Source organism: Candidatus Pelagibacter communis (assembly GCF_001180025.1).
GTDB classification, from domain to species: domain Bacteria; phylum Pseudomonadota; class Alphaproteobacteria; order Pelagibacterales; family Pelagibacteraceae; genus Pelagibacter; species Pelagibacter ubique_A.
Genome location: NZ_CVSK01000067.1, coordinates 172877 through 184341, shown reverse-complemented (window position 1 = coordinate 184341; position 11465 = coordinate 172877). Strand labels below are relative to the sequence as shown.

General features: G+C 32.9%; 12 protein-coding genes. 5 read left to right on the top strand and 7 right to left on the bottom strand.

The annotated features are described in order from the left end of the window. Positions 1–133: 133 nt before the first annotated feature. Complete coding sequence (locus AMN83_RS04035) at positions 134–892, top strand: SDR family NAD(P)-dependent oxidoreductase (protein ID WP_075504392.1); 759 nt, start codon at positions 134–136, stop codon at positions 890–892. After that, positions 877–1677, top strand: a complete 801-nt coding sequence (locus AMN83_RS04030; RefSeq protein WP_075504391.1) for a M23 family metallopeptidase — start codon at positions 877–879, stop codon at positions 1675–1677. Before AMN83_RS04035 ends, AMN83_RS04030 begins: the two co-directional genes overlap by 16 nt. On the opposite strand, the gene AMN83_RS04025 is transcribed toward AMN83_RS04030, so the two are convergent. Both AMN83_RS04025 and xsc read right to left on the bottom strand, forming a co-directional pair. After that, positions 1674–2978 (bottom strand): NAD(P)/FAD-dependent oxidoreductase, encoded by a 1305-nt coding sequence (locus tag AMN83_RS04025; protein WP_075504390.1) that lies wholly within the window; start codon positions 2976–2978, stop codon positions 1674–1676. The genes AMN83_RS04030 and AMN83_RS04025 overlap by 4 nt on opposite strands. Positions 2979–3017: 39 nt before the next feature. Continuing rightward, positions 3018–4802, bottom strand: a complete 1785-nt coding sequence (xsc, locus tag AMN83_RS04020; RefSeq protein WP_075504389.1) for a sulfoacetaldehyde acetyltransferase — start codon at positions 4800–4802, stop codon at positions 3018–3020. 111 nt (positions 4803–4913) lie between these two features. On the opposite strand from xsc, the gene AMN83_RS04015 reads away from it, so the two are divergent. The 3 genes from AMN83_RS04015 to AMN83_RS04005 are packed head-to-tail and all read left to right on the top strand — an operon-like array spanning position 4914 to position 7453. Then, entirely contained in the window at positions 4914–5198 is a 285-nt protein-coding gene (locus AMN83_RS04015; protein ID WP_075504388.1) for a UxaA family hydrolase, read from the top strand. Between the two features lie 4 nt (positions 5199–5202). Then, the gene (locus tag AMN83_RS04010; RefSeq protein ID WP_075504387.1) at positions 5203–6369 is read left to right on the top strand and encodes a UxaA family hydrolase; all 1167 of its coding nucleotides are present in this window, start codon (positions 5203–5205) and stop codon (positions 6367–6369) included. A gap of 16 nt (positions 6370–6385) precedes the next feature. Continuing rightward, a complete protein-coding gene (locus tag AMN83_RS04005; protein WP_075504386.1) occupies positions 6386–7453 on the top strand; it encodes a YeiH family protein in 1068 nt (355 codons plus the stop codon). On the opposite strand, the gene AMN83_RS04000 is transcribed toward AMN83_RS04005, so the two are convergent. From AMN83_RS04000 to aprB, 5 genes are read right to left on the bottom strand one after another with little or no spacing between them, the layout of a single operon-like run. After that, positions 7450–8529, bottom strand: a complete 1080-nt coding sequence (locus AMN83_RS04000) for a sulfite exporter TauE/SafE family protein (RefSeq protein ID WP_075504385.1) — start codon at positions 8527–8529, stop codon at positions 7450–7452. The genes AMN83_RS04005 and AMN83_RS04000 overlap by 4 nt on opposite strands. 29 nt (positions 8530–8558) lie before the next feature. Continuing rightward, the gene (locus AMN83_RS05225; protein WP_179850412.1) at positions 8559–8705 is read right to left on the bottom strand and encodes a hypothetical protein; all 147 of its coding nucleotides are present in this window, start codon (positions 8703–8705) and stop codon (positions 8559–8561) included. Between the two features lie 56 nt (positions 8706–8761). Then, positions 8762–9112 (bottom strand): hypothetical protein, encoded by a 351-nt coding sequence (locus tag AMN83_RS03995; RefSeq protein WP_075504384.1) that lies wholly within the window; start codon positions 9110–9112, stop codon positions 8762–8764. Positions 9113–9133: 21 nt separating this feature from the next. Beyond that, positions 9134–10993 carry an adenylyl-sulfate reductase subunit alpha gene (gene aprA / locus AMN83_RS03990; protein WP_075504383.1) on the bottom strand — a complete coding sequence of 620 codons (1860 nt, stop codon included), beginning with the start codon at positions 10991–10993 and terminating at the stop codon, positions 9134–9136. Next, entirely contained in the window at positions 10993–11463 is a 471-nt protein-coding gene (aprB, locus tag AMN83_RS03985; RefSeq protein ID WP_075504382.1) for an adenylyl-sulfate reductase subunit beta, read from the bottom strand. The genes aprA and aprB overlap by 1 nt, the downstream gene beginning before the upstream one ends. Positions 11464–11465: the final 2 nt, after the last annotated feature.

Below are 11465 nucleotides of genomic sequence, written 5' to 3'. Positions count from 1 at the left end.
TAATGGCAACTGCAGCAACTTTAATTTCTGGATGGATTAAAAAATATAGATGGATAGCTTGGCTCGGATTATTAGCCATATTAATTGTAGCAGTTGAGTTGATTTACACAGATATTAAAATATTATTCTTTTAATGTATCTTCAAAAAATAAATCTTAAAAACAAATATGCTTTAGTTACTGGTGCAGGTAAAGGTTTGGGAAGAGCTTGTTCCATTGCACTAGCTGAAGCAGGGGCAACAGTTATAGCTTTAAGTAGAACAACCTCAGATTTAAATAAATTGGAAAAGGATATTAAAAAAGTTAAGGGAAAAATTATTAAAGTTTCATGCGATGTGATGAACTATCAAGATTTAAAACAAAAATTAGATAAAATTAAAATTATTGATGTATTGGTTAATAACGCAGGAACTAATATTCCAGAACCATTTGAAAAAATAAAACAAAAAAGCATGAATTACCTTGTGGATTTAAATCTTAAGGCAGCATTTAACGTGGCACAACTTGTTGTAAAAAAGATGCTAAAAAATAAAAAAAGACCTGGCTCAATTATAAATATGTCGTCTCAACTAGGTCATGTTGGTATGAGTGGTAGAAACATATACAATATGACAAAATTTGGAATTGAAGGATTGACAAAGGGAATGGGTGTCGAATTAGCTAAAAAAAATATCAGAGTTAATACGGTAGCACCTACTTTTGTTGAAACACCTATGGTTAAAAATTTTTTTAGAAACAAAAAATTTAAAAAATTAGCCCTTGGAAATATCCCAATGGGAAAAGCAGCCACTGAAAGTGATATCGCTACAACAGTATGCTTTTTGTCATCATCAGCATCTTCAATGATAACTGGAACATCAATAATTATAGATGGTGGATGGACAGCTCAATAATTTATAGACTTTTTTTTGTTTTTTTAATTTTTATATCACCAGTAAAAGCTATTGAATTCCAAGGTAAATTTCTACAAGGTCATTTTATATTAGGTAAAACTGATCCTAACGCTAAAATTTTAGTTGGAAAAAAAGAGGTTAAAGTATCAAAAGATGGTTTTTTTGCTTTTGGTATAGATCGAGATCAAAAATATGACCTAAAATTTACAAAAATTATTAATGAAAAAAAATCAATAATTACAAAAAAAGTTTTAAAGAGGAAATATAATATACAAAGAATAGATGGTTTGGCAGAAAGTAAAGTCACCCCACCTGAGTCTGTTTATAAAAGGATTAAAAAAGAAAATAATGCGATTGGAGAAGCAAGGGCAATTAATTCTGATTTACAATTTTTTAAGGAAAAATTTATCATGCCAGTTGAAGGTATAATTAGCGGTGTTTATGGTAGTCAAAGAATTTTAAATGGTAAACCAAGATGGCCTCACTACGGAATAGATATTGCTGCTAAACAAGGAACGATGATTAAATCATCTGGTTCGGGTGTTGTCACAATGGCTGAAGATGATTTATATTATACTGGAGGCACAGTTATAATGGATCATGGTCATGGGATATCCACAATATATTCTCATTTAGAAAATGTTTTGGTCTCAGTTGGTGATCAAATTAATCAAGGTGATGTAATAGGAACTGTAGGATCAACAGGAAGATCAACAGGACCACATTTGGATTTTAGAGTTAATTGGTTTCAAACACGACTTGATCCCATGTCTGTCTTAAACTAAATCTCAGATTTTGCTCTGAAACGTTCATAAATCAACCTAGCTCTAACTCCTAAACTTAAAATTGGATCAGGAGGTAGCCATGTAGGTTTATTTCTTGCTTCAATAGTTTCAATCTCATTTGTGTTTTCATTGCTTGCTTTGATTGCTATTTGCTCTCCAAATAAAGTACCAACTCCAATACCAGAGCCATTATAACAACCTGCAACAAATATATTGTCATCTATTTTTTCAAAAATTTGAGAACTATTTCTAGTTCTTGAAACAATTCCTGACCACGAAGATTGAATAATATCATCAGGTAATTCCGGAAATCTTTTTTTAATTCCAATCTTTTGTTTTAATGATCTTTTGGTTAATTCAGATTTAGACATTTGATAAGGATTATAAACTTCTGCAGTATTTCTGATTAAAATTCTTCTATCTTTAGTCATTCTTATAGTGGCCCCCATCGGTCTAACAGGTAATACTCCCCATTCTTTAGGCTCTCCAAGAGATATAAATTCTTCATCTGATAAAGATCTAGTCATGCTAGCTGTTAAAGTAATTGGAAAATTATAATTTGATTTTATTCCTAAAGACTTCAGAAACCCATTTGTAGCAAAAATAATCTTTTTAGTTTTAATTGAACCATTTTTAAATTTACAAATGACAGTACTATTTTTCTTTTTCCAATTTAATAATGAAGAATTTTCATAAAGATTTACATTTTCTGGTAATGTATCAATCATAGCTCTAACCAATTTACCTGGATGTAATAAAATCCCTCCCTTTGTATGAAGAGCAATATTATAAAAATTGGTACCTAATCTTTTTTTAAGTTCTTTATTTGATAACAAATTGTGTTCAAAACCTAGTTTTGATAAAGTTCTTGAAAAATTTTCTAATATTTTTCTATCTTCATGCTTTGATGATGCAAAATATTTTCCGCATTCATTCCAATCACAATCTACCTGATATTCTTTAATAAATTTTTTAATAACATCTATTCCCAATTTATAGATGTCTGCTTTTTTTTTATAATTATCTAATTCTTTATTAGAGGTAAAACCATCATTAAGTGTTGTATCCACTAAGTATCCTGAGTTTCTTGAGCTAGCACCCTCGCCTGCTAGCTGAGCATCAACTAATAATATTTTCTGACCAGGGTAAAGTTGACCTAATTTTCTTGCTGCAGATAATCCTGTATAACCCGCTCCTACAATTAACCATTCACAATCTATATCAGATGAAAGTGTTAAAATGTTATTTCTTGGACTTAAATCATTAATCCAACTACAACTATTATCGTTTAATACTTCCATGAAAGAAGATTACGATAATTGATTGCGATTTAAAAGATTTTAAGAATTCAAAGAAGGCTGCTTCTTCATATCCTCTTTTTTAATACCAGCTACTCTTACTGGTTTTTTCATAGCATCTCTTCTAAATGGTTCCCCAAGCTCTTGGTTAAGAATTACTTCAATAAATGTTGTAATGCCTTTCTTCTGATCCTCACAAGACTGCTTGATTGCATTTGTTGTTTCTTCCATTGTTCTGACAGTTACACCTTTTAAACCACATGCGTCAGCAACTTTAGCATAACTTAATTCTGGATCTAATTCTGTACCAACAAAGTTATTATCAAACCAAAGTGTCGTATTTCTTTTTTCTGCACCCCATTGATAATTTCTGAAAATAACCATTGTTATTGCAGGCCACTCTTCTCTTGCACATGAACTCATTTCATTCATGCTTATTCCAAAAGCACCATCACCAGCAAATCCTATAACAGGAGTATCTGGACAACCAATTTTTGCACCCAATATTGATGGAAAACCATAACCACAAGGACCAAATAAACCTGGTGCTAAATATTTTCTTGGCTTTTCGAATGTAGGGTAAGCATTACCTATCGCACAATTGTTTCCGATATCACTTGATATAATTACATCATCAGGCATTCCTGCTTGAATTGCTCTCCAAGCTTGTCTTGGTGACATTCTATCTGCATCTCTTTCTCTTGCTTCTTTGTTCCAGACTGTTCCCTCATCATCATCTTCATGATCTAAACTTGAAAGTTTTTGTAACCAAGCTGACTTAGTTTGATGAATTAAGTCTTTTCTAGCTTGTCTGTCAGTATCACCAGCATTTGAAGATAATTTTTCAAAAATTTGTTCAGCAACTAATTTTGCATCACCACTTATTCCTACAGTAACTTTTTTAGTCAAACCTATTCTATCAGGATTAATATCAACTTGAATAATGTTTGCATTCTTTGGCCAATAATCAATTCCATAACCAGGTAAAGTAGAAAATGGATTTAATCTAGTTCCCAATGCTAACACTACGTCAGCTTTTGAAATTAATTCCATTGCAGCTTTTGATCCATTATATCCTAGAGGACCAACAGCTAAAGGATGGCTTCCTGGGAAACTGTCATTATGTTGGTAGCCTGAACAAACAGGTGAATCTAATTTTTCTGCAAGTTTTTTTGTAGCTTCTATAGCTCCTCCAATAACAACACCCGCTCCTGATAATATTACTGGAAACTTTGCTTTAGATAGCAAGTCAGCTGCTTTAGCTACAGCATCATTACCTCCCCCTTGTCTTTCAAGTCTCACAATTGGAGGAAGATCGATATCAATTACTTGACACCAATAATCTCTTGGAACATTAATTTGTGCTGGCGCTGATCCTCTTATAGCCTTTTCTATAACTCTATTTAGTACTTCAGCCATTCTTGTTGGATCCCTTACTTCTTCTTGATAACAAACCATGTCTTTAAATAGATTCATTTGCTCTACTTCTTGAAATCCACCTTGTCCCATTGTTTTGTTCGCTGCTTGCGGTGTAACCAATAAAAGAGGAGTATGATTCCAATAAGCTGTTTTGATTGGTGTAACTAATCCAGTAATTCCAGGTCCATTCTGAGCAATAACCATTGACATTTTACCAGTAGATCTTGTGTAACCATCAGCAATTAAACCACCATTTGTTTCATGAGCGACATCCCAGAAAGTAATACCTGCATCTGGAAAAATATCTGAAATTGGCATAAAGGCTGAACCGATAATTCCAAACGCATGTTCAATACCGTGCATTTGCAAAACTTTTACAAAAGCTTCTTCTGTTGTCATTTTTGTCATAAAACTAGAACCTCTCTAAAGTGTAATTATACTATTTATAAAATTCGTTTGTTAATTTGTGCGATTAATATATAAGTTTTTACAAATTTCAAACAAACAAATCGACACGATATGGCAACAGATATAATCATACATGATAAAAAAGACAACGTGGGAGTAGTTGTTATTGAAAAAATCACTCCTAAACAAGATTGTGCTTGCTGGATAATGGAAGACGACAGTTCAACAAATATTCAATCCTTAGATGAAATACCCTTAGGTCATAAAATTGCAATGATTGACCTTAAAGAGGGCGATACTATTTTAAAGTATGGTCACGATATTGGTAAAGTTGTTAAATCAATCAAAAAAGGTGAGCATGTACATGTTCACAATGTAAAAACAAAGAAGTGGTAATAGTATGGAAATCCCAAAAAGCTTTTTAGGTTATAAAAGAGAAAACGGCAGAGCCGGAACAAGAAATCATGTGATTATTTTGCCAGTTGATGACATTTCAAACGCATGTGCAGAGGCAGTTGCAAATAATATTAAAGGCACAATCGCTCTTCCTCATTCTTACGGAAGACTTCAGTTTGGTGCAGATTTAGAGCTCCATTTTAGAACTATGATTGGAACTGGATGCAATCCGAACGTTGCAGCAGTAATTGTCATTGGTATCGAACCTAAATGGACAAAAAAAATTGTAGATGGAATTGCTAAAACTGGAAAACCAGTTGAAGGATTTCATATTGAGCGTACAGGCGATATTGGCACGACAATGAAAGCGTCAAAAAAAGCACAAGAATTTGTGATGTGGGCTTCAGAAAAACAAAGAGAAGAGTGCCCTTTAAGCGATTTATGGATTTCAGTTAAGTGTGGGGAATCTGATACTACTTCAGGACTAGCTGCAAATCCTACTGTTGGAAATCTAATGGACAAACTTGAGCCGTTAGGTGTTCATTTGTGTTTTGGTGAAACATCTGAATTAACTGGTGCAGAACAAGTTTGTGCAACTAGAGGAGCTACAAAAGAAGCTTCTGAAAAATTTATGAAAACTTGGAGCTCTTATAATGATTTTATTTTAAAAGAAGCGACAGATGATCTTTCTGAAAGTCAACCAACAGCTGGAAATATTGCTGGAGGACTTACAACAATTGAAGAAAAAGCATTTGGTAATTTTCAAAAAATTGGAAATTGTAAATTTATTGATGTTCTTGAACCAGCTGAAGAACCAACCAAAGGAAAAGGTTTATATTTTATGGACACATCATCTGCTGCTGCAGAATGTGTGACGCTTCAAGCAGCTGCTGGTTTTAATATTCATTTATTTCCAACTGGACAAGGTAATATCGTTGGAAATCCAATTGAACCTGTTGTTAAATTAACAGCTAATCCATTAACTGTAAAAGGCATGGGAGAGCATATTGATTGTGATGTTTCAAAAATTCTTTCAAGAGAAATGAATTTATCTGAAGCAGGTGATGAATTAATTAAAACGACACTTAGAGTAGCAAACGGTAGATTAACTTGTGCTGAAGCTTTGGGTCATAAAGAATTTGTTATGACTAAACTTTACAGAAGTGCTTAATTAACTTTAGTCTTTCATGAATATTAAGAAATACCTGGTTGTATTACCAGGTATTATATTAGCATTTGTTCTTTACACTTTATCTCAAGGTTTCAATAATATTCTTGGTATTGAGCTATTAGGCTATGAAAAAAGCCCAATATCTACTGCAATGATTGCTATTTTATTAGGAATGTTTTTCGGTAATGTTTTTCAAATTAGAGAAAGTTTTTTAAGAGGGTTAGATTTTACTCAAAAATATATTCTAAAACTAGGTATAATTTGTCTAGGTATTCAATTGAAGCCATTTGAATTTTTAGAATTCGGAAAAATAGCAATTCCATTAATTATAATCTGTATAATCAGTGTGTTAATAGTAATTAAACTTCTTATTAAAAAATTAAAAATACCAACAAGAATGGCTTACTTAATATCAATAGGCAGTACTGTTTGTGGCACTACAGCAATTATGGCTACTGCTCCTGTTATTGGTGCAAAAAAAAACGAGGTGTCGTATGCAATTGCTAATATTACATTGTTTGGAATACTTTCGATGCTTATTTATCCTTATTTTGCTAACTTTTATTTTGAAAGTGTGCCATTATTAATAGGATTATTTCTGGGAACATCTATCCATGAAACCTCTCAAGTTGCAGCCGCAGGATTAATTTATGACCAGCAGTTTAATAGTCCTGAAACTTTAAATATTGCAACAGTCACGAAATTAATAAGGAATACCTTTTTGATTATCATGATCCCTTTATTTGCATTTCTTTATAATCGGGGAAAAACTACAGAAAAGAAATACTCAATAATAGATATTTTTCCTTACTTTGTATTAGGTTTTGTGGCCATGATAATAATTAGAAATTTAGGTGATCTAATGTACTTAAATAACTACAAATGGTTGGTTACAATTGAGAGTATTCAATTGTCATCAAAAATATTTTTAACAATGGCGATGGCAGCAATAGGTCTTTCCACTAACTTAAAAGAAATTAAAAATATGGGTTATAAACCATTTGTTGTTGGTTTTATAAGTATGGCAACTGTTGGAGTAGTTTGTATTACAACTATCGAATTATATCTAAATTATTTTAATTAAGATTTAACTAATAATTTTTTTCTAAAATTTGAAATAAATCGTCTTATAAAAGCAGCTCCAACACCTAAAATAATTGCAAACATAATTGTAAATAGTCCGTAAAAGAAAGGCATCTCTTTAGAAAAATCAATTATAAATTCAGAAAAGAAGTTTAAATCTGAACTAGTAGCTTTAGCAGTCTCATTTATAATTTTTTCTGCAAAAAATGTATCGTATGCTATTGCTATACCCACTATCAGTAGTAAAATTGCTAATAAAGCTCTCAAACCAGAACTATCAATTCTTTCTCCTAATTTTTGCCCAACTTGAACTCCTATTATAGATCCTACAACCAGCATAAGAACTAGAAATAAATCTATAGATCCATAATTAAATGAATGAAGAAAAGTAACAACCACACTTACAAAAATTGTTACAAATAAAGATGTACCAGGAACTAATTTAGTAGGCATTTTAATTATATAAATCATTGCAGGAACTAAAATAAAAGCACCTCCGATTCCCATAATGGCTGCAATAAATCCAACTAATAGACCAATTATAATTGGTGTAAAAATACTCTCATATAATTTTGACTTTGGAAATCTCATTCTTAATGGAAGACCATGTATCCAATAATGAACATGTAATTTTTTTTTAACTACAACGTTTCTTTTTGCTTTATCTATTTCACCCAAACTTTCAACCAACATTAAAGTTCCGATTATTGCTAATATATACATATAAGCCAGAGAGATAACTGTATCAATTTTTCCAATGCCTTTAAAATAAGTAAAAGTGTAAATTCCTAAAGAGGTTCCAATTACACCTCCAATGACAATCATTGAACCCATTTTATAATCTAAAGTATTTTTTAAATAATGCGTGGTAGATCCAGAAACTGAAGTAGCTAAAATATTATTTGCTTCATTAGCAACAGCGTATGCAGGAGGTATTCCTAAAAAAATTAAAAAAGGTGTCATCAAAAACCCACCACCAACACCAAATAAACCTGAAAGTACTCCAACAATTGCGCTTAATAAAAGTATCTCGATAGGGTTAACAAAAACTTGAGCTATCGGTAAAAATACTTCCATAAAAAATTTAAAAGTTGTTAAAAAACAACTTAGTTAAATGTAATAAAAGTTCCAACTAAAATCACTCCCCAGTAAGCTGTTAAGCTTGCTATAATTCCTGCTTTAATAAATGTAGTTTTAAAATTCGAGAGTTTGTTTATAATTTTTACGTTAGAAAGTAACATTAAATTCGTCATTACACCCACAACGAAATTTGTCAAACAATTATTTATTATTAAGCAATATTTTTTGCCTAGTAGATGGTAGCCCCAAAAACTTTAATTGTGTCGTCCTCAACTCCTAAAACCAATCTTCCAAGGAACTCTCCTGGGATCTCTTTATTTGTCTGTTTAATTAGAACAGTTATATGGTCTCCTCTTCTAAGACATCCAAACGGTTCAAAAGTCTCTTTAAGATTAGTAATTAGCTTGTTATTAGCCCACTGTTTTCCAAGCTCTACTTCGTTAGCACCAAAAAGCATTTGAGTGGAGAAATCTTTAGTGAAACCACCATAATCCTTGAGATTAGAAGATTTGACCAAATTATCCCAAATAGGTTTGGCTAATTCAAATATCTCATCATCTGTTTTAGATAAAATATCCATAAAATTTATTTGAAAAGTTTATTAAGAAGCTTTTTTCTTCTCGTTTTCATCCACTATATGGTAGACAGGAACTTTCTCCATACTAAACTTACCAGTCTTAGGGTCTCTTCTAGAAACTGTCAAACAATGCCAATTATCATCATCAAGTTTCATATGATCGCCTCTATAATAATATCCAGGCCATCTAGTTTCTTCTCTAAACATAGTATGTTCTGTTACACACTGAGATGTCAAAGCTCTGTGTTTAAGTTCCCATGCCCTCATAAGCTGGTGATAATCCTCAGCTCCCACGTTTTCAAGATCTTCCTCAAGCCAAGCTAACAACTCTAATCCTCTTTTTAGCATATTAGCATTAGTCATATAATTTGTAGCTATTCCACCTACATATTCATCCATTATTCTTTGTAAACGTTGTAAGCCTTGAATAGGAGAGATATAGCTTGGAGATACAGTTCCTCCTGTAATCTCATTTTGAGCAACTGTGTAATTTTCTAAAGGTTTGTAAACTTTAACTTTGAAATCTTCACATTGTTTATCCGATACTTTTAAACCCTCAGCTTTTTTGTCTTCAATATATTTTACAGCCGCTTTTGCTGCTAATCTACCTTCAGTAAATGAGCCTGACGAAAATTTGTGAGCACTTCCACCTACAGTATCACCTGCTCCAAATAATCCATCAATTGTCAACATTCTATTATAACCCCAGAAATACTCTGGTGGAGACAAGTCCTCTGGTCCACTTACCCAAGCTCCGGAACAAGTAGCATGTGAACCCATTACGTATGGTTCGGACGTTGTTAATTCAGGATTTGTATATTTCGGGTCAATATTTTGAGATGCCCAAACAACAGCTTGACCTACTGTCATTCCTAAGAAATTCTCCCAACCAACAGTTTCTAAATGTGGGTCTTGAAAAGCCTCAGTGGTAACCATATGGATTGGTCCACCACCTGCCATTGTTTCTTGAATAAAAGCATGATTTCTTAAACACGTAGGTGTTGGATGGTGATCTATATATTCACCTACTAATTCTTTAGTCTGGTCGTACCATTTCTTCTCATAGTTTTCACCATTTGCATTTTGTGTATATGTTTTTAAATGTAAGAAGTAAGCGCCAACAGGTCCATATCCATCTTTAAATCTACATAACACAATTCTATTTTCCATCTGAGTCATTTTAGCACCAGCTGCAATTGGTAATGCATATGCTGAACCATTACTCCAAGGAGCATACCAAGTTCTTCCCATACCTTCTCCAACTGCTCTAGGCTTAAATATGTGTGAAGCTCCTCCTGCTGCAACAATTACAGCCTTTGCTCTAAATACATGGAAATCACCTGTTCTCATATTAAATCCAACGGCTCCACCCACTCTATTCTCTTGAGCCTCATCCATTAGAAGATGAGTAATCATAATTCTATTATAAATTTTGTCTGCAGATTTTTTTGCTGCTTCTGCAACAATTGGCTTATAACTTTCACCATGGATCATTATCTGCCACTTACCTTCTCTTAAATATCTTCCGGTCTCTTCATTTTTCATCATAGGAAGACCCCACTCATCAAACATATGAACAGTTGAGTCTACGTGACGTGCCATGTCATACCCTAAATCTTCTCTAACCATTCCCATCAAATCATTTCTTGCGTATCTGACATGATCTTCAGGTTGATTTTCGCCCCACTGCATACCCATATAACAGTTAATTGCGTAAAGACCTTGGGCTACTGCCCCACTTCTATCTATGTTTGCTTTTTCAACACAAACAATTTTCATATCTCTGCCCCAGTGTCTTGCTTCGAAAGTTGCACCAGTGCCGGCCATTCCTCCACCAACAACTAATATATCACAGTCTTCGTAATGAGTTTTGTGCTTAGCCATTAGTAATAAACTCCTTTTTTAAAGGACTCTTTTGGAACTGAAGGAAGCTCACCATCGATATTTAGTCCTTCAGGTTCAGTATAAAGTCTTTGCGAATTTAATTCTCCTTGTTTTACTTTTTCACCATCTGCAAGTTTGGGAATAAATTTTCCCCATGGTTTCGTTGTTATTGGTGAAACAAAGTCTTTTGTTGTTCCATTTCTAAATTTTATTTTCCAAGAAATAGTTCCTTTTTCTTCTTCACGTCTTACTCTTACGCTATGTCCCATCGGAGCAAAATCTGCATAACCTCTTACGTCAATCGCGTGATTTGGGCATGCTTTTACACATGAATAACATTCCCAACAAAAATTTGGTTCTATATTTTTTGCACGTCTAATATTTTCATCAATGTGCATTATATCAGATGGACAAATATCTACGCAGTGACCACATCCATCACATCTAGTCATATATACAAAAGTTGACATAA

What these genes read in the sequence shown, in the direction of transcription:
- AMN83_RS04025 (WP_075504390.1), bottom strand. Translation starts at nt 2,978, where the DNA reads ATGGAAGTATTAAACGATAATAGTTGTAGTTGGATTAATGATTTAAGT.
- AMN83_RS05225 (WP_179850412.1), bottom strand. Translation starts at nt 8,705, where the DNA reads ATGACGAATTTAATGTTACTTTCTAACGTAAAAATTATAAACAAACTC.
- xsc (WP_075504389.1), bottom strand. Translation starts at nt 4,802, where the DNA reads ATGACAAAAATGACAACAGAAGAAGCTTTTGTAAAAGTTTTGCAAATG.
- AMN83_RS04010 (WP_075504387.1), top strand. Translation starts at nt 5,203, where the DNA reads ATGGAAATCCCAAAAAGCTTTTTAGGTTATAAAAGAGAAAACGGCAGA.
- AMN83_RS04005 (WP_075504386.1), top strand. Translation starts at nt 6,386, where the DNA reads ATGAATATTAAGAAATACCTGGTTGTATTACCAGGTATTATATTAGCA.
- AMN83_RS04030 (WP_075504391.1), top strand. Translation starts at nt 877, where the DNA reads ATGGACAGCTCAATAATTTATAGACTTTTTTTTGTTTTTTTAATTTTT.
- AMN83_RS04035 (WP_075504392.1), top strand. Translation starts at nt 134, where the DNA reads ATGTATCTTCAAAAAATAAATCTTAAAAACAAATATGCTTTAGTTACT.
- AMN83_RS04015 (WP_075504388.1), top strand. Translation starts at nt 4,914, where the DNA reads ATGGCAACAGATATAATCATACATGATAAAAAAGACAACGTGGGAGTA.
- AMN83_RS04000 (WP_075504385.1), bottom strand. Translation starts at nt 8,529, where the DNA reads ATGGAAGTATTTTTACCGATAGCTCAAGTTTTTGTTAACCCTATCGAG.
- aprA (WP_075504383.1), bottom strand. Translation starts at nt 10,993, where the DNA reads ATGGCTAAGCACAAAACTCATTACGAAGACTGTGATATATTAGTTGTT.
- aprB (WP_075504382.1), bottom strand. Translation starts at nt 11,463, where the DNA reads ATGTCAACTTTTGTATATATGACTAGATGTGATGGATGTGGTCACTGC.
- AMN83_RS03995 (WP_075504384.1), bottom strand. Translation starts at nt 9,112, where the DNA reads ATGGATATTTTATCTAAAACAGATGATGAGATATTTGAATTAGCCAAA.